17 protein-coding genes and 1 pseudogene are annotated in these 16,643 nt (G+C 67.5%); 12 read left to right on the top strand and 6 right to left on the bottom strand.

The features are described from left to right. Window position 1: 1 nt before the first annotated feature. The 3 genes from WME73_RS04125 to WME73_RS04115 form a co-directional block, all read right to left on the bottom strand. Entirely contained in the window at window positions 2-1,084 is a 1,083-nt protein-coding gene (locus WME73_RS04125) for a nucleotide kinase domain-containing protein (RefSeq protein WP_437914807.1), read from the bottom strand. An 837-nt stretch (window positions 1,085-1,921) separates the two neighbouring features. Then, complete coding sequence (locus tag WME73_RS04120; protein ID WP_437914806.1) at window positions 1,922-2,551, bottom strand: JAB domain-containing protein; 630 nt, start codon at window positions 2,549-2,551, stop codon at window positions 1,922-1,924. A 91-nt stretch (window positions 2,552-2,642) separates the two neighbouring features. After that, entirely contained in the window at window positions 2,643-3,293 is a 651-nt protein-coding gene (locus tag WME73_RS04115) for an RNA polymerase sigma factor (protein ID WP_437917346.1), read from the bottom strand. A gap of 167 nt (window positions 3,294-3,460) precedes the next feature. Between WME73_RS04115 and WME73_RS04110 the strand changes: the two genes are divergently transcribed. From WME73_RS04110 to WME73_RS04070, 9 genes are all read left to right on the top strand, one after another. Further along, window positions 3,461-3,745 carry a helix-turn-helix domain-containing protein gene (locus WME73_RS04110; protein ID WP_437914805.1) on the top strand — a complete coding sequence of 95 codons (285 nt, stop codon included), beginning with the start codon at window positions 3,461-3,463 and terminating at the stop codon, window positions 3,743-3,745. Window positions 3,746-4,119: 374 nt separating this feature from the next. Beyond that, window positions 4,120-5,319, top strand: coding sequence for a radical SAM protein (locus WME73_RS04105; protein ID WP_437914803.1), 1,200 nt, complete (start codon window positions 4,120-4,122; stop codon window positions 5,317-5,319). 35 nt (window positions 5,320-5,354) lie between these two features. Then, window positions 5,355-6,311 carry an aKG-HExxH-type peptide beta-hydroxylase gene (locus WME73_RS04100; RefSeq protein WP_437914802.1) on the top strand — a complete coding sequence of 319 codons (957 nt, stop codon included), beginning with the start codon at window positions 5,355-5,357 and terminating at the stop codon, window positions 6,309-6,311. After that, on the top strand, window positions 6,308-6,469 hold the full coding sequence (locus WME73_RS04095; protein ID WP_437914801.1) for a hypothetical protein: 162 nt from the start codon (window positions 6,308-6,310) through the stop codon (window positions 6,467-6,469). The genes WME73_RS04100 and WME73_RS04095 overlap by 4 nt, the downstream gene beginning before the upstream one ends. Before the next feature lie 82 nt (window positions 6,470-6,551). Then, window positions 6,552-7,418 carry a hypothetical protein gene (locus tag WME73_RS04090; RefSeq protein WP_437914800.1) on the top strand — a complete coding sequence of 289 codons (867 nt, stop codon included), beginning with the start codon at window positions 6,552-6,554 and terminating at the stop codon, window positions 7,416-7,418. 4 nt (window positions 7,419-7,422) lie between these two features. Further along, window positions 7,423-8,055, top strand: coding sequence for a dTMP kinase (locus WME73_RS04085; protein ID WP_437914798.1), 633 nt, complete (start codon window positions 7,423-7,425; stop codon window positions 8,053-8,055). Beyond that, window positions 8,048-8,959, top strand: a complete 912-nt coding sequence (locus WME73_RS04080; RefSeq protein WP_437914796.1) for a hypothetical protein — start codon at window positions 8,048-8,050, stop codon at window positions 8,957-8,959. The genes WME73_RS04085 and WME73_RS04080 overlap by 8 nt, the downstream gene beginning before the upstream one ends. Next, window positions 8,960-9,445, top strand: a complete 486-nt coding sequence (locus WME73_RS04075; RefSeq protein WP_437914794.1) for an NUDIX domain-containing protein — start codon at window positions 8,960-8,962, stop codon at window positions 9,443-9,445. A 35-nt stretch (window positions 9,446-9,480) separates the two neighbouring features. After that, entirely contained in the window at window positions 9,481-10,356 is an 876-nt protein-coding gene (locus WME73_RS04070) for an NAD(P)-dependent oxidoreductase (protein WP_437914792.1), read from the top strand. A gap of 10 nt (window positions 10,357-10,366) precedes the next feature. Here the strand turns inward: WME73_RS04070 and WME73_RS04065 are convergent, their stop codons facing one another. From WME73_RS04065 to aepX, 3 genes and pseudogenes are all read right to left on the bottom strand, one after another. Further along, window positions 10,367-11,524 carry a phosphoglycerate kinase gene (locus tag WME73_RS04065; protein ID WP_437914790.1) on the bottom strand — a complete coding sequence of 386 codons (1,158 nt, stop codon included), beginning with the start codon at window positions 11,522-11,524 and terminating at the stop codon, window positions 10,367-10,369. 60 nt (window positions 11,525-11,584) lie between these two features. Beyond that, window positions 11,585-12,397: a protein kinase domain-containing protein gene (locus tag WME73_RS04060; RefSeq protein WP_437914789.1), complete on the bottom strand. Its 813-nt coding sequence runs from the start codon at window positions 12,395-12,397 to the stop codon at window positions 11,585-11,587. A 65-nt stretch (window positions 12,398-12,462) separates the two neighbouring features. Next, window positions 12,463-13,341 (bottom strand): annotated as a pseudogene (gene aepX / locus WME73_RS04055) (phosphoenolpyruvate mutase); the annotation flags it as partial. A gap of 1,298 nt (window positions 13,342-14,639) precedes the next feature. Between aepX and WME73_RS04050 the strand changes: the two are divergent. From WME73_RS04050 to WME73_RS04040, 3 genes are all read left to right on the top strand, one after another. After that, complete coding sequence (locus WME73_RS04050; RefSeq protein WP_437914787.1) at window positions 14,640-15,053, top strand: hypothetical protein; 414 nt, start codon at window positions 14,640-14,642, stop codon at window positions 15,051-15,053. Window positions 15,054-15,264: 211 nt separating this feature from the next. After that, entirely contained in the window at window positions 15,265-15,657 is a 393-nt protein-coding gene (locus WME73_RS04045) for a hypothetical protein (RefSeq protein WP_437914786.1), read from the top strand. A 471-nt stretch (window positions 15,658-16,128) separates the two neighbouring features. Further along, window positions 16,129-16,437 carry a hypothetical protein gene (locus WME73_RS04040; protein ID WP_437914784.1) on the top strand — a complete coding sequence of 103 codons (309 nt, stop codon included), beginning with the start codon at window positions 16,129-16,131 and terminating at the stop codon, window positions 16,435-16,437. Window positions 16,438-16,643 lie beyond the last annotated feature (206 nt).

The following is a 16,643-nucleotide window of genomic DNA, read 5'->3' as shown; positions in this document are numbered from 1 at the left end:
GCTACCCTAGATTGTTAAAAAGTTGCACCTGCTGCGATTTCACTCGTTTCCCGCGCACGCGCATCTTTTGTGCGAAGTCGGGTCCGGTGACCACGCTTGGTTTCAGTTTCCATTTGGGCGGGTACCACTGAGGAAGCGTCTGCGAGGCGGCGACGAATCGCTGCTTAATGCGCGTTCGACCAGACGCGCCTTGCTCGTTTGGATGCGCAACGCGAGCGTATTTGTCGACTTCGCAAAATAGGTTTTGACAGTCGATCAAGTGTAGCTGACGTCCCCAAAGTGACTGGAAGCAGAGGTCCAAGCGGTGGAACTCGTGATCGGTCATGTCTGTAACCGCGCGAATGACATCCGCTTCTGACAACCCGTCACAATCTCGGAAGCATTTTTTGATGCCGTCGCGAGCTCCCGGACCTGCAACGACGAAATCCATCTCCGAAAAATCGAGCATTTCGCTGTAGTTGAGGTCAATCGCTAGTTGGAAGGCTAGAAAATCGCCAAGTGACGGATAGTCGCGCAGTGTCCGAAAGACGGACTCTAACGAGCTGGCACGGGCAATTTTCTGCGCAGCCCCGTCTCTCATCATGTAATCAATCAGGCGAAGGTGATTTCCGTGCTTTCGTTGCGCGCCAAATTTTGGCGAGGGCATTATGTACGCAGCCGAATAGATCTTTTCGCCTCTCACCATTGCGGCATCGAGGACTGCTTCGTACCGCGCTGGACTGAACGTTCGCCACTCGGGCAAACCGAAAGCGTCAGTAAGCAGCTCCCAAGGTTCGACGCGATTGAATAGCTTGAATAGTAAAACTCTAAAGAACACCTCTTCCGCAGATTGATCACCATTGTAAATCACTCTACGGATTAGATATTGGCTTACGCGATCGGACGCTCGGTAGACGTTCGTGAACCTATGAGCAAGCAGTATCTCATCGTCGGTCCACGGAGGTGGCTCGTTCGAGACTCGTCGCATGAAGACGTCCTGGCGCTTGCATGCGAATTTCCAGTACGTGTCCAGGACGGGCGTCGCGATCAGTTTGCGTCCGCCTGGCAGCTGGATGGTCCGGTCGGCCGAGGGTGCGATTTTCATCTTGCTCTCCACGTGAGACGCAGAACTGAAGGGTTAGAGGTTGCCCCTGAATGCACGAACAGTGTACTCAAACGCAAGGAGAATCGCCAGGGGTGTCTTCCTGCGACGTCTGCCGCAGGCCGGGCACCCAGGGCGCGCTGTCGGCACGCGCGCCGAGTCCGACCGAGGTAGGCCCCTCGGGCCTGACGTGATGCGCAGCCTGGCGGTCTGGACGGCAGCAGCACGGCCGAGGACGGTTGCGTGCTACCTGATCCCAAGCGTTGCGGCAGGACTGGAAGAATCCGCATCCAAAGGAGTACCCTGACGGCAGAGCCAGGAGGTCGCCAGGTCGAGCTCGGAGCTTCAGGCACCGCCGACTCGAGCTGCCCAGGAGCTCTTCCCTGCGTTGAGATGCCTGCGATGTTGCGTGAGGTGTTGAGAGTCAGGCTGGTTGATGGTCTTCCGCTCGGGCTGGCTGATGGCCATCGCGCTGGTGAGCGAGCGTCGGTCAGGGGCGTGACGGTCGGCCCATCGCCGGGCTGAGCGTGCCGGGGTGCTCGGACGCGTAGAGGGTTCCCTCGCAGGGCTCGGCGGCTGCGCCGCCCTTGACGCGCCCTGCGCTCCCCGGCGGCCATGTCGCGCGGGCGATGGGCGGACGGAGCCTCCGGCGGGGGTTCCGGGCACCGGATGCGCGATGGCCATCGGGCGCGTGAGCGAGCCATCGTCCTGCCTGAGCGAAAAGTGGCATCCAGCCATCGTCTACCGAGAGCGCCAACAGTGAGGAGATGCCCGCGATGGCGGTTATCGCCGACATCGGTTGGCGTCGTGCAAGACCCGGCGGCAAGACACGGACCCGTGTCAGCGGCGGAACACGGAGGAGAAGCGTCCGGCGGGCGTGACGATGACGTGATCAGCGAGAGGTAAGCCGAGCAGGTGCGCGGCGTGCTCCACGGCGTTGGTCAGGAACACGTCCTCGTCGGTGGGCTTGGGGTCGCCGCTTGGATGGTTGTGACAGAGCACGAACGAGGTGGCGGCCATCTCGAGCGCGGCGCGCAGCACATCTGTCTGCTGTACCACGGTGCCGATGAGTCCGCCGCGCGAGAGCATGCGCACGCCGCGCACGCCGTGGTGGACGTCGAGCGCCGCCATCCAGAGCTCCTCGTGCACGAGGTGGGCGAGCATGGGTTCGAAGAAGCGGGCGATGTCGCGAGGCGAGCGCAAGCGCATCGGGCGGCGCGTGCGCGCGGCGTGTACGCGCCGCCCGAGCTCGAGGGCGGCGAGCAGCCGCAGCGCGTCTTCGGGCGCAAGCTCGGTCCGCTGCGCGACCGCATGGGGCGTCAGGCGCCCGAGTTCCAGCAGGCCGTGCATGCCGAGCACCCGCGACGCCGCACCGGGCACGCCGAGCACCAGGTCGACGAGCGTGGCCTCCGGGGCGGTGGGCACGTCGACGAGCGGGGCGGCAGGAGGGCTCTCGGCCGCATCGCTCATGGCGCCCCCTTCGCGGCGGCTAACCGCGCCGGGTCGAGGGCTGGGAGGAGATCCGCGGGCGCCTTCATGCAGGCGCTCTGCACGGCGCGGCTCATCGCGACCACCTCCGGCAGCGAGCGAGGGAGCGGGCGAACAGGCGCCGCGCCAGACGGAGCCGCGTGGCCACTGTCGGCCTTGGAATTGCGAGGGATTCGGCGATCTCGAGCATCGTCAGGCCGGTGGCTGTGAGCGCCAGGACCTCGCGAAGCTCAGGGCGGAGGCGGTTGAAGGCACGAAGCAAACCGCGCGCGACGAGGCGATCCTCCGGCGAGGGGGCGGCTAACGTGGAGAGACGCTGAAGATCGAGCGGGGGCGCTTCGTGCCGGCGGTAGGCCTTGTCTCGGTAGTGCGAAGCCTGTCGCGAGGCGACACCGGCGAGCCAGGTGCGGAGGGCGTCGGCGGGAGCAAGAGCCGGAGGCGGGCGGAAGCGGCCGGCGCGCATGCTGCGCCAGGCGCCGAGGACGGTCTCCTGCGTGACATCGTCGAGATCAGCGGGGAGAACGCCGCGGGCGCGGAGGGTGCTGCGGATGAGCGGCCGCTGTTCGAGGAGCGCGGTGGTTTCGAGGTAGACGGCGGGGTGAGATAGCTGGTGGCGGACTCTGGGCGGACCGGCGAGCCGGCTGCAAGCAGCGGGGCGGGGTCGACGGCGGGAGGACGGATCGATCTCTTGGCCCTGTTCAGGGCGTGGACGTACTGTTTCCATGTCGGACCTCGTGCAAGCGGGGTTCGGCCACGCAGCCCGGGGCGTTGGCGCGCCCGCGGGCTGCACTTGTTGCGCTGCCCGCAGCTTATGCGCCGCGAACCACGGCAGTCAAGGGAACCTAACCTAAAGGTTGCGTTTTCGCAGGACGCGGAAGGGACGCCGCAGGTATGGAGGGCGATCATGCGGATGCGGTGCTCGAGTACATCGGGGCGAACGTGCATCGGCTTCGTGTACGGTCCGGTCTGAGCCAGGAGGCACTCGCCAAAGCGACGGGTATCAGCACCGGCTTCCTGCAGCGCGTCGAGAGGGGAAAGACGAACCTCGGGGTCGTGATTCTCGTCCGCCTGGCTGACGCGCTCGGTGTTGCGCCCGGTGTTCTGATGCGCCGCGCTACTCTGCCGGAGGCGACGGTCGGAAGGCCGCGCAGTCGTGTCCGAGGCTCGTCTGGTTGACCCCACTCCTGAGCTTCGAGGGCTTTCCGCCCGAGGCGCAGGCCATCAAGGTGACACTGCCGCAGGTGGCTGAATTCCGCGCCGTGCAACATCGAGAGCCTGGAACAGAACGACGCGGCCTCGGGCCCCGAACGTGCCCGGGCCTCCCGCGGGGAGGCGCCGAGTCTCGCAGGGGCGCTCGACGGCGAAAAATCCGCTACTGCCCTCTGTCGCGGACACGTTCGTGGGCGTCCAAGGAAGCATCAATGGCAATGGAGCTGATCAGCTGATGATCAGCCCATGACGAATGCAACGTGTCTCGCTCGGCACATCTGGCCAGCATCGCTCCGTGGGGGTAGCCTAGATAAACAAGCACGGTAAGCGTGAGGTGATGCATGAGTCATGCGCTGACGCCATCGACCCAAACGGCAGCACCAGAGATCCTGCTCCACGTCCCCAAGCCGGGCGAGGCGCTGAGCATCATCCTCAAGCTCCCTGGAGACGTCTGCAACATCAACTGCGCCTATTGTTACGAGAAGCGGAAGCCGGCGAGCGACGATTTCGCGATCACGCGCGAGCTGCTCCGGACGCTCTTCGCGAAGGCGAAGGGACGGCCGCTCTCGGTCGAGCTCCACGGCGGTGAGCCACTGCTCGTCGGGCGCGAGCGGATGCGCGGCCTGCTCCGCGAGTGCCGCGCGTACACCGGCAAGCTTCGCATTGCGATACAGACGAACGCGATCCTCGTCGACCGAGGCTGGATCGATCTGTTCTTGGAGGAGTGGCCGGAGATCGAGTTCGGCGTATCGATCGACGGAGACGCGGCCCAGAATGCACATCGGGTGGACTACAAGGATCGGCCGACCCACGCTGAGGTCGAGCGGGCGCTCGCGCTGTTTCACGAGGCCAACATCAAGGTTGGCGCGATCGCGACGGTGACCCGAGGGAATTGCGGCGATCCCCGCCGCCTGCTCGAATATTTCCTGAACCTCCCCGCGGTGACGTTCCTCAAGCTCAACCCGTGCTTCGACTTCCAGGTGGCAGCCTCGTCGAGGGTGAACGCGCGCTCGCTTGCCGTGCTCGACCCGAGCGGCCGCGGGGTGCCGGCCTGGGGTCTGACGCCGCTCGAGTTCCGCGACTTCCTCTGCGTCTTCTACGATCACTGGGTGGAGGCGAAGGCGTTTAAGCGCCTCCTGGTTGAGCCCTTCTTGAGCATCCTCCGGGTCCTCGGCGGCAAGCGCAGCAAGTTCTGCGTCTACGACCACCGGAAATGCACGAGCGTGATCACGCTCTACCCCGACGGGCGCCTCGGGAGCTGCGACGAGCTCTCGATGCCGGACGCACTGCTTGCCCGCTCGATCGACGAGATCGAGGATCTGGACTGCCTCGTCGACTTGAGGACCAACGCTCCGCTCCGCGCCGATCTCGAGGCCTTGTTCTCGAAGTGCGCGGGCTGCGCCTATCGGACGACGTGCAACGGCGGCTGTCTCGCCACGCGGAAGAGGTACTCGGGCTCCCGGTATTACGACGAGTATTGCGAGTACCGAGGGGGCGTGATCGAGCACGTCGCCCGCCGCCTGGGGGCCCGGGCCTCGTGACGGCCAAGGTGGACGCCATGTGGATGAATCGCTGGATGAGGGACTACGATGCCGTCCTCGCGCCCGCGTACGCGGACACCCTCCGGCGGAAAATCGCGGCGCTGAGGTGCCTCTCGCCCGGGCTCGATCCCGCGGCACTGGGTCTCGAAGCGCGCCTCGTCGGCGCCCTCGTCGATCACACGCTGTTCGCCTGCAAGCAAGCCGCCGAGACGCGCGACGGCGAGCTCGCCCGCCGCGCGCTCGCGCTGTGGTCTCGCTCCGACGCCGTCCCGTCCGCCCGTCTCCTCGCCTGGCGCGGCCGCTCCTGGCTGACGGTGGACGCGAGCCTCTGCCTCCGACGGCCGGAGATTGACGCGAGCTTCGACACCCCTTGTTACATCGTCTCGGACGAGGCGCTCTCGTCGAGCGCGCCTCGCGGGCTGTCGCAGGCCGAGTTCGACCAGATGGGCCGGCTGATAGAGGCGTCGGGCCTGTCGTTCCTGGCCGACCGCGCGTCGGCGATCCTGGTCATGCTGCGGTATCGGACGCTCGACGAGAGCCTGACGGGATACACTCTGTACCCGTTCGTCGGCACCAACTTCACCGACTGGACGGAGTCTCCGTTGCGCATGGGCGAGTGCCTCTTGCACGAGGCGGCGCACACCTGGCTGAACCTCCTCGTCCGTGCGAGGCGCGTCCAGCCGAGGACGTCGAGGCTCTATCCCTCTCCCTGGCGAGGAGTCGATCGGCCGGCGATCGGCATCGTGCACGGGGCGTGGGCGTTCTCCATCGTCTATCTCTACTACGACCGGCTGGCGCGCCTCGGCGGCGCCGGCCTCCTGCCTGACAAGCAGGTGCGGTATTGCCATGACCGCCGCGGCTACGAGCTCCTCCGGCTCCGCCAAGTCGCACCGTTCATCGAGGCGGCCATCGGCGACGTCGGGGATCGACTTATTCGAGAAGGCCTGAACGAAATCTACCCCGGTTTTCAAGACGAAGGAGAAAAGCCGTGAACAAAGATGAAACGTTGGATTTCGAATCGTTCGTCGGCGCGCTGCGCGCGCTCGATCTCCACGCGGAAGAGACCGCCAGCAGCGCCCACCACAGCAACGGCTCCGGCCGTGACTGGGAGGCGTTGCAGTCCGAGCTCGCCGCGCGCAAGAAGGACTGACGGGTGAACACGAAGGCGGCGCGCGAGCTCGAGCGCTCGAGCGCCGCCTTCCTTGCTCGATCGAGAGGAGACGCGAAGGAGCATGAGCGCGACTGCGAGCGAGCCTCCGCTCTTGGAGGCGTGGGAGATCCTGGCCGACGGGCTCCAGGTCCACCGCTTCTTCCTTCACGTTCACCCGAGGAGGCGCGCGCGGAGGGTGCGCCGCCTGGCGGGGCCGCCCTACGAGGCGCGCCCGTGGATCGCGCTGCTCGACGCGATCGACGGCGAGCTCCCTCCCGCGCCGGAGGCTCTGCCCTGCGCTGTGCGCGCAGAGGGCGGCGCATTCCTGCTGGTCCGCTCGGAGGACCGGGAGCTCGGCCCTCGGACCTGGATGCGCGCCCCAGCGGACGCCGACATCGCGCGCGCGCGCAATGCCCTCGCGCAGATCGCCCGCACCCCGATCGCCTACGTGGTCACGCTCGGCGCTGAGATCATCGCCTTCGCGCCGCCGGAGGTTGTGCCGGCCGATCGCTACACCGCCTGCGTGCGGGTGCCCGATCTCGTCGGCCTCGACCTCGCCTCGGCGCTGGTCGCTGGCGCAGCGCGTGAGCTGTTCCTCGGGCTCCACTTCGAGCGCGACGACGGACGCCCGGCCCGTTCGAGCAACACGCGCTCGTCGCCGTGGTCGGGGCGCGCGATCCCGCTCGACGATTTCGCGCGGGAAACCTACGAGGCGGCCACGCTCTTCCGTTTCTGGTCGGCGGTGCGCGGCGCCGAGGGCTGGAGCGCAGAATGGGAGGCGCGGTTCGCCGAGGCGCGCGCGAAGCTCGAGCGCGCCGACGCGGAGCTCGGCGACGTGCTCGCCGCGCTCGGGTACGTGGTCACCGAGGATCTGGTCCGGACCGCTTGTCCCGGGCCGAACCGCTTCAGCAAGTACGGCGCCGGCGCCGGCGCCGGACAGGCAGGGTGAGCGCATGCCGTGGTTCGTGGCCATCGAAGGCATCGACGGTTCGGGCAAAACGTCATTGCGTAAATGGCTCTATCAAGAGCTGCGCGGGCGAGGCGCCGGCGTCCTGTCGATCCCCTCGCACTGCTGGCTCGATCCCGACGCGACGGAGATCATCACCGACGCGAAGTATCACGAGCGGGTACTTTCTCGGGAGGCGCTCACCGCCGCCTACGTTCGTGACAAGGAGCTCTTGTCCGCGCGGCTCATCGAGCCCCATCGGAGGAACCGCGGCGTCCTGTCCGATCGTTACGTGTGGAGCGACATCGTGTATCACGAGGTACTCTACGGCACCCCCAGGGCGGTCACCGCCGGTGCGTACCGCGAGAGCGCGGTGAGCCGGCCCGATCTCGTGATCCTGGTCACCGTGTCGCCCGAGGTGGCCACCGAGCGGATCCGCGCGCGAGGTGTCGCAGCCGACAACCGATGGGATACCCTCGAGATGCTACGGCGGATCGACGAGGGGTTTCGCGCCGTTGCCGCGGATCCGCCGTACCAGACGCCCGTCGTCGAGCTCGACAACTCCGGCCCGCCCGGAGCGATGCTCGAGTTCGCACGCGAGACGTTGCTGCCGAGCCTTTCCGGAACAACCCGTGATTGATCCGACACCGCTCTTCCGCGCCGGTCTCGATGCCCTGCGATGCCGTGAGCTGCTCGAGGCGGCGGCGGGTTTCAAGCTGTCCCGGGTGAACCTCGCGCCCCTCGAGCACGAGGCCGTCGCGGAGTGGTGCACGGCGAACGGGCTCGTCCATCGCCTCGCGAATCACGGCCTGGAGGAGGGCCTGGCCGACGAAGGGCGCGGCGCCTGGTTCAACACCGGCCGGCGGGTCGAGCGCGACGCGCCCGAGTGCTCGGTCCTCGTCGTCTACGTGGGCCGCGACCGCGAGCACATCGACGAGCTCGCCCGGGCGGACGCCTCGGAAACGCCCGATGCCCGCCGCATCGCCGAGCTACTGCGCATCCCCTCCTGCTGCGCCGAGTTCTATTGCAGGGAGCGAGCGAACGCGGTCCTCGAGCACGCCGACGACTACGTGTTCCTCACCACCCGGGCGACGCCGTCGAAAGGGCCCTGGCCGGCGGAGGCGAACTACCTCGCTCAGTATTTCGGCCATAGCCTGATTCACCACTACCCGTGCCGGTGGGACTGCCCCGCCACCATCGAGCGCGCGCGCGCCGCGCTGGCGCTCCTCGCCGGCGTTGACCCGCGCTGGGCGGCCACGTTCACCCACCGGACCGCGGGCACGATCTTGGTCGAAGATCGGACGGCCGTTCACTTCGCCCGAGGCGCGCAGCTCCGATCGAGCATGATCGAGTTCCACCCCTCGGCGCTCTTCTCGACGTCGACCACACCGCTCGCCCGCGCGCTGCGCGCGGCCCGCCGGATCGAGTGGGAGAGCCCCACCCGATTCCACGTTGGAGGCTTCGCGCCCCCGGGCGGCGAGGAAGGACGCGTGGTGGCGCTCCCGTTCGCCTGGACGGCGAGCACCGATGAAGGAGGCTTTTGAATGGACGAGAGGTTCCACACATCGTCGAAGGCCGTCGTCGTGCGGGACGATCACATCCTCCTCATTCAATATCGGGACGTGCCAAGGGGTGAGGCGGGCCACCACTACAACCTGCCCGGCGGGCGCGTACGTCCGAACGAGCGCCTAACCGACGCCGTGGTCCGCAAGCTCAAGGAGGAGGCCGGTGCGGACGCCGTCGCGGGGCCGCTCTTGTTCGTCTACGAGTACATCGGGAAGAACCACGCCTCGGAGGCGGGCGACAAGCACTCCATCTCGCTCATCTTCCGTTGCGAGCTGCTTCCGGGGAGCGCCGAGCCTTCGATGTCGACCTGCACGATGCCCGACTCGATCCAGACAGGCGTCGAGTGGGTGCCGCTGTCGAGGCTTGAGGAGATCCTCCTCTTCCCGAAGATCAACCGGCGTCTGCTCGACCTGCTACGAAATCCGCCACCCGCTGCCGACCCCTACTGGGGCGACATCCTGTGACGGGCTACCGACAAGAGGCCCGGCGCTCGCTCCGCGTGGCTATCCTCTGTCCGGTCTGGCCCGGCCTCAGGACCATGCTCGTGGATCGCGGGTTCGAGCTGCTCGACCAGGGCGAGGGGGCGGACGCGCTCGTCATGCGCAGCGAGACACGGCTCGATCGCGACCGCGTCCGCTCGTGGTCGCGGGCGGGGTTGCGGCTGGTGCTCCGCGCAGGCACGGGTCTCGACAACATCGACATCGACGCCTGTCGCGAGCACGGCGTGGAGGTCATGAACTTTCCTGGCATCAACGCGCGCTCGGTTTCCGAGATCGCGGTGGCGATGGGGCTCGGGCTGTTGCACAGGCTCGGCGAGGGGTGGCTCGCGATGCGCGTCGGCGAGGCAAACGCAAAGAGCCGCCTCCTGGGGCGCACGCTCCGGAGCTGCTCGATCGGCGTCATCGGCCTCGGCGCCACCGGTCGGGCGACGGCACGCGCGTACGCGGCGCTGGGCGCGATGCGCGTTGTGGCTTGCCGTCGGAACCCCATGCTCGCGAGCGAGGGCGTCGAGCTCGCATCGCTCCGCGATGTGCTCGAGTGCGATGTGGTCAGCGTGCACGTCCCGCTGACGCCCGAGACTCGGCACCTGATCGGATCCGCGATCCTGGCGCGAGCGCGCCGTGGCGGCGTGCTGGTCAACATGTCCAGACGCGAGGTCGTCGATCACGACGCCGTCCGGCGCTCTCTCGACGAGGAGCTGCTCGACGGGTACGGCTCCGACGTGCTCGATCCGGCGCTCGACGGGGAGCTCCTCCAGCACCCGCGCGTTATTTCGACGCCGCACCTCGGCGGGCATTCCGCCGATATCCAGGAGGAGATCGCCCACGCCGCGCTGGCCGCGATTGTGGCCTGGGCTGCGCGCGCCCCGCGTTGAGAGGGGGCATTCAGGCGCGGAGAGCTTCGATGCCCGGCAGCGAGAGCCCACCAACGTAGGCGCTCGTCGCTCCGCCGCCGGTCGACAGGTGAGCGAAGCGGCTCGCGATGCCGAGGAGGCCGACCGCCGCGAGGGTGTCACCCCCGCCGGCGATCGCGGCGCGCGGGAGCCCCGTCATCACGCCACGGGTGCCCTCGAGGAACCGCCGGTCTTCGTACACACCGAGGGGGCCGTTCCAGAAGGCGGACGCGCACCCCGCGAGCAGCTCTCCGAAGAGCGCGGCCGTGCGCGGCCCCACGTCGCACGCGACGTCGCCCGCTCCCAGCTCTCGTACGATCTCGAGATCGTCGCCTCGCCGGACCACGTGGTCGACGGGGAGTACGATGCGGGCGCGCGCGGTCCGGAGGAGCTTTGCGGCGAGCCCGACGCGCGCGCTCTCGACAGGCGAAGCGCCGACCGAACGACCCGCCGCCGCCAGGAACGTGAGCCCCATGCGACCGCCTAGGAGAAGTACGTCGGCAGCCTCTGCGAGCCGCGCGAGGGCGCCGATCTTGTCGGCAACCTTGCCTCCGCCGAGGACGGCGGCGAAAGGGCGCGCGGGCGCATCGAGCGCCGGCGTGAGGCCGCGGAGTTCGCGCAAGACGAGGCGCCCCGCGGCTCGTACGGGCACGAGCCGCGGGGCGCTCACGATCGAAGCGTGTCGCCTGTGCGCGGTCGCAAACGCGTCGCCGACGTAGACGTCAATTCCTTCGGCGACCGCCGCCGCGAAGGACGGCTCGTTGGCCTTCTCGCCGGGATGAAGCCGGAGATTCTCCAGCAGCGCGATGCCTCCCGGCCGGAGATCCCTCTTCGCCCGCGCGACGCACTCACCGGTGCACTTCGGCACGAAGCGCACCCTCCTCCCGAGGATCTCGCTCAGCCGCGCCCCGACGGGCGCGAGTGACGGGCCTGCAGCGCAGGAGCCGCAGGGATCGCCGAGGTGCGAGGCGAGCACGACGCGTGCCCCGCGCGCGCATAGATCCTCGATGGTGCCGGCGGCCGCGCGTATGCGCGCGTCGTCGACGATGCGCGCACCCGACATCGGCACGCTGAAGTCCACGCGCACGAGGACGAGGCGCCCATCAACGAGGACGTCGTCGAGGGTGGCAATGCCGTCGAGGATCCCCACCGACGAAGAGCGTAGCGCCGGGCGGGGCCGCGAGCACGCGCGCTTCGGATCTTCAATTCTTTAATCGGGAGATCCGGCGGCGACATCGACCGTCGCCGCATCGAACTCTTCCCAGAACCGCTTGACGGACGGGTGTCGCTCCGCCGGATCCGGTCTGGTCGCCCGGAGGAGGATGTTCGCCAGATCGGGAGAGCACCGAAGCCCTTCGCGCCAGTCCTCGCCGGCGCGGTCGCTCAGTGCGCAGATGGCATAACGCCCGAGTTGAAAGACGTTCGTCCGGCCGTCGATCCACGATCCCTGGATGAACTCTTCAGGGGCCATGAGCCGGGTGGAACCGTAGTTGCGCTGGGCCTTCAGCGTGAAGCCCTCGCCCCGCTCGAACAGCTCGAAATCGTGGATCTTGACGGTTCTGTGGGCGAAATCGTAGATCACATTGCCTTCGTAGAAGTCGACGCCGACATAGCCGGCTCCGGCGATGGCGTCGATGGCGCCGAAGATGGAGCGCAGCGCGCGCATCTTCTCGGCCACCGGGAGCGCGTTGAACCGGCCGCGGTTCTGTCTCCCCATGAGCGGCGTCCCCTCTATCTTCTCGAAGACCAGCGCCGTCCCGTCCCGCGCTTCGAGCACATTGTACAGACGGACGATCGCCGGATGAAGGTCGAGCGAGCAGATCTCCGCGTCTTTACGGAGCGTCTCGTTGAAGATTTCGCGCTTCGCCCACTTCACGAAGAAGGAGCGTCCCCCCAGGTCGACAAGCCAGGCGCGCAGCTCGGGGTTGGAGGTCTTCACGTCGCTCCTCGCGGCGCCCCGGAGCCCGTGAAGGAAGTCCTCGACGTCGAGAACGGTTCGTCTCGTGTCCACCAGGTCGTTCACGCCGTCCTCGACCCTCGCGCCTTCAATTCGGGCGGAGCCTAGCACCGGCGCCGGGGTCATCAACGCGTCTGGTCGAAATACTTTCGCTCTGCCCGGCAGAGCTCGTCGGCGCCTTGGAGGCGAAAGATCTCCTCCACCGAGGCGATCCGCCCCTCCACCGACATGAGATCGGCGCTGGCGCGCAGGGTGCGCAGGTTCTCGCTCAAGGCGGCGATCACCGTCCGGATGGCCTGGTTGGCAAAGATGAAGCTCCGGATGCCCTCGGACACGAGGCGATCCAGACGAACCGAAGGGTATTTGGTCGGGACCACGACGAGGGGCGTGTTCGATCGCCACTGGCGGGCAAACGCCAGCACCTCCGAGGCGTCGGGCTGCTTGCTGTGCACCAGGATCGCGTCAGCGCCGCTCTCTTCGTAGGCCTTCGCGCGGCAGAGCGCCTCGTCCACCCCGCGCCCCGCGATGAAGGCCTCCGTTCGCGCCACCACGACGAAATCCGGATCGGACTGGACGTCCTTGGCCGCGCGGACTTTGCCGCTGAACTCGCCAATGTCTGCGAGCCGTTGCCCCTCCTCTCCGAGGAAGCTGTTCGTCTTCGGAAACAGCTTGTCCTCGAGGCATACGCCCGCCGCGCCGCGCTGCTCGAGCTTTCGCACCAGCCGCCGCACGTTGTTGAAGTTGCCGTAGCCCGTGTCTCCGTCGAGGAGGATCGGCAGCTTCGTGGAGTCGGCCATGAACTCCAGCACTTCCAGAACTTGCGTCCAGCTCGCCTCGTTGCAGTCGCGCACCCCGAGCGAGGCCGAGATCGCGAGGCCGCTAGCCCAGATGGCCTGGAAGCCCGCCTCTTCGACCAGCTTCGCCGACAAGCCGTTGTGGGCCTCCATTAGGATCGTCATCTCCGCGGACCAGAGCAGGCGACGCAATTCCGTCGTTCTCGCAGTCGACATGGGGGCTGTCACCTCGGAGGAATATCGATATGGATGCAGCGAACGAGCGATCAGCAATCACACGGAGCGACATACTGAGTGACGCGATCCGGCGGGTCAAGGCGGCACGCGGGAGATCCATAGCCCGACGCAGATCGCCGTTCCCTCTGGACGGAGCACTGCCTACCATGGCCACCATCATGCTTCTGGATCGAACGCTCGCAGCACTGGGAGCGCTGCTGGTCTTCGCGGCGAGGTGTTGCAGCTCCGTCGAGACAGGCGGTACACCGGCGGCACGTCGTCGACGAAGACGGCGGATCTCCAAGCGGGACGAGCGGCGCCACGGGGTGCGCGTCTTCCCCCCGCGCCTCCGGGCACGGGCGGCGCTTCGAAGTCGAGCGCGTGCTACTCCTCTGGCTTGTCGAACCAGGAAATTCGGGTTTCCTTCGGGGGTGACTGCCACGTCCGAACCTCCGTTGTTGCGGTGTTTCGGGTTCGGGGCGGAGCTTGAACAAGAGCCCGTGAGGAGGCCCGAAATGGTAATTCTGACGACCCGGTATCTCGTCGCGAGTTACCGGGATCTGGTCAGGTGTGGAAACCGCTCTGGTGACGCGCAGTTAGACGGCTTCGAGGGAGCGCCCGAGGGGCCTATTTGGGGGGCGCGAAGGGGGTCGATTTGGTAATTTTGCGCGGGGTCGGTTGAGGGGCTCCGGCGAGCCGCCGACCTCCGTTTTGTCGCATACGTCTGCAACAGGGCGGCGCGCGGCGGGCACGACCGCGGGGCGGCGGCCCGAAGGGTGCGGCGTGAGCTCTTCCCGGCGGACGCCGGAGCGGCCTGGGCCTGGAGCCGAACACGCCGCGGACGCGAACTCGGCGCACGGGGCCGCGGAGCTCGTCCAGGCGGGAGGCTGGCGCAAGGCGGAGCTCGCCCAGGTGGACGCCAGCGCGGCTCGCGGCCGCGGCGCCGGGCGAGCTGGCCCCGCTCGATGGCCGGGCCGTGGGATCGCCGGGAGGGGTTACCCCGCACACCGAGCTCACGTGATCGGGTCCCAGCGAACGCCAGTCAGGGTACGGTGCCACGTGAGGACCGGCGTTCTCTTGGTCGCACGCTACATCAGACTTTAATGCCGTCGCCCTCGCCAGGAGCCGACTCTTGTACTGTGCTTTAACGCTCTTTAAAGTTGAACGGAAAATGAAGGCTTCGCTCTGGCAGGTTTGTGGTTCGGTGCTTTTGTAGACGCATGAGCTCGCGGCGCTGGTACGAGCTCGCGTGCGGAGTTGTCCGCGCGCCGAGCCACGTCCTGGAAGAGTGTTTCCAGATGAACAAGCAAACCCGGTGCCACCTGCGCGCGATCGCACGGCTGCACCCCGAGATCGGCAACCTGTGTGATCAGCTTGAAGCGCCCTGGAACGCCGTGCGAAGGATCGCGCACGCGCCGGGGGCGGCGGCGCAGTGGGAGCGCGCGGAGCAGGTGCTCGGTGAGCTCGTGGAGAAGCGCCGGGCAACGGCGCCGCGCCGGTCGAGGCTGGAGGCTGCGCGCCTGGAGGCGTTGAAGCGAATGGGACCGCCGATGGAGGGGGGAGAAAAAGCTGCCAGCAGCCTGCGCGCCGCGTGGGAGGCAGCGGAGCGCGGGACGCCTGCGGTCCCAAGCCCACGTTCGGGCGATCGGCATGCACGTCTGCCGTACGATCGAAACCTGCGCGGGACTACTTGGGACCAACAACGATCTTGAGCTTCACAACCATGCCATTGATGGTTGCGCGCGAACCCAACACGGATGGAGGTACAGCATGACACGAACGGCTCTCGCGCGTGTATCGGCACCCCTTGCTCTTCGTCAGGCAGACAACGGCATGCGCGTGGTCGAAAGAACAGTCCCGGACGTGTCCGCCAGAGGCCCGGGCAGCCCCCGAGGGCTCGCCCCGCCCGCGACGACGACGGCAATGGCGACGCTCGCGATCCCGCTGGAGGGGCTCACGCTCACTGCGCCGCAGCCGGAGATGCTCTCACAGAAGAACGTCGAGTCGGTCACCGGGATCCCGGCACGCGTGTTCCTCGACACGATCCGCGGGCCGGGCTTCCCGCTGCCGGTCACGAAGCTCGGCAAGCTGCGCCTTGTCCAGCGCGAGGCGTTCGTTGCCTACCTCCACGCGCGGGCCGGTGATCCGGCGTCGCGCCGTGACGCAGAGGCGGACGAGGGCACGCGCGTTGCCGCCGTGCTGGCAGCTGCCGGCCTGGAGCCCGTCCTGTGCGCACGCACCGGCCGAGCCGGTGCCGAGAATGCCGGGCGAGCGCTTCATCGGCCCCGACGGAACCGGAAACCGACCCATGACTGATCTCGCCCAGCGGTGGCGGGCGCGGGCGGAGCGCTCGCCTGCGCTTCCTGCCGCGTTCGCTCCCGAGCCGTCGTCCGCCGAACCGGCGAGCGCGCTGGAGCCGCTCCGGCGGGCGCCCGTCGTCGTCCAAGGAGATTCCCGTGCCCGACGCGGACTGGCCAGCCCGGCAAGCTTGACGGGCTGCCCGAAGCCGACTGCTCGCACCGCCCGCAAATCAACGGGCAGCGATGCGCACCGAACGGTGTGGGCTCCGCCCGGCTGTGCCGTGCTGATCACGAAGCTCGGCGAGCTGTGCTTGGTCCAACGCGAGGCGTTCGTCGCCTACCTGCGGTCGCTGGCCAGTGAGCCGGCCTCGCGTCGCACTGGCTTTGGCCTAAAAGTCCTGAATGCCCGAGAGTTTCCCGGGGGGTTGCCTCGGAACGATCAAGACCGACGCGGCGCGCCAAATAGGCTTGTGCTACGCTCTCCTACATGGACTTCCATTCATTTACGTACGGCGCAAAAATCTATGCAGGCGAGATCCACAACTTCGAGTACGTCGAGGGGGTGATGCAGTTCGCCTACGACTACCTCGACGAGGGCGTCCCCGTGCATGGCTCGTTCACTGGCGAGGACAAGGGCGACAAGGTCATCGGCACTTGGAAGGAGCAGGGCCCGAAGAGATGGCAGGGGAGCGCGGAGCTCAACTCCATCGAGGCTGATAGACGCCGCCTGTTCTTCGGGACGTGGATGGATCGGGGTGAAACCGGCCGGTGGACGCTCGACGTGGCCGCCTGTTGACGCTCAGGCTGATTGATGGCGTTGCGCGCCGTCTGGTTGATGGCCATCACGAGCCTGCGCGGGCGAGGTTGAGGAGGGCGATGGCCATCACCCGCCGGCACGGGCCGCGCCGCTGGGCGATGGCCATCTCCGGCGCACGGGGGCGCTCAACGCGCGATGGCCATCGCGTCGGATGACCCGTAGGCGCCGACGGCGCGATGGCTGCC

It is taken from the genome of Sorangium sp. So ce302 (genome assembly GCF_051530145.1).
Lineage (GTDB): Bacteria > Myxococcota_A > Polyangia > Polyangiales > Polyangiaceae > Sorangium > Sorangium cellulosum_B.
Note: the sequence above shows the minus strand (reverse complement) of the source record. Positions and strands in the feature narration are given on the sequence as shown.

Bases quoted from the DNA above. Each gene is read 5' to 3' on its own strand.
- WME73_RS04050 (WP_437914787.1), top strand. From the start codon at position 14,640: ATGAACAAGCAAACCCGGTGCCACCTGCGCGCGATCGCACGGCTGCAC.
- WME73_RS04125 (WP_437914807.1), bottom strand. From the start codon at position 1,084: ATGAAAATCGCACCCTCGGCCGACCGGACCATCCAGCTGCCAGGCGGA.
- WME73_RS04040 (WP_437914784.1), top strand. From the start codon at position 16,129: ATGGACTTCCATTCATTTACGTACGGCGCAAAAATCTATGCAGGCGAG.
- WME73_RS04120 (WP_437914806.1), bottom strand. From the start codon at position 2,551: ATGAGCGATGCGGCCGAGAGCCCTCCTGCCGCCCCGCTCGTCGACGTG.
- WME73_RS04115 (WP_437917346.1), bottom strand. From the start codon at position 3,293: ATGGAAACAGTACGTCCACGCCCTGAACAGGGCCAAGAGATCGATCCG.
- WME73_RS04075 (WP_437914794.1), top strand. From the start codon at position 8,960: ATGGACGAGAGGTTCCACACATCGTCGAAGGCCGTCGTCGTGCGGGAC.
- WME73_RS04085 (WP_437914798.1), top strand. From the start codon at position 7,423: ATGCCGTGGTTCGTGGCCATCGAAGGCATCGACGGTTCGGGCAAAACG.
- WME73_RS04110 (WP_437914805.1), top strand. From the start codon at position 3,461: ATGGAGGGCGATCATGCGGATGCGGTGCTCGAGTACATCGGGGCGAAC.
- WME73_RS04090 (WP_437914800.1), top strand. From the start codon at position 6,552: ATGAGCGCGACTGCGAGCGAGCCTCCGCTCTTGGAGGCGTGGGAGATC.
- WME73_RS04105 (WP_437914803.1), top strand. From the start codon at position 4,120: ATGAGTCATGCGCTGACGCCATCGACCCAAACGGCAGCACCAGAGATC.
- WME73_RS04045 (WP_437914786.1), top strand. From the start codon at position 15,265: ATGGCGACGCTCGCGATCCCGCTGGAGGGGCTCACGCTCACTGCGCCG.
- WME73_RS04100 (WP_437914802.1), top strand. From the start codon at position 5,355: ATGAGGGACTACGATGCCGTCCTCGCGCCCGCGTACGCGGACACCCTC.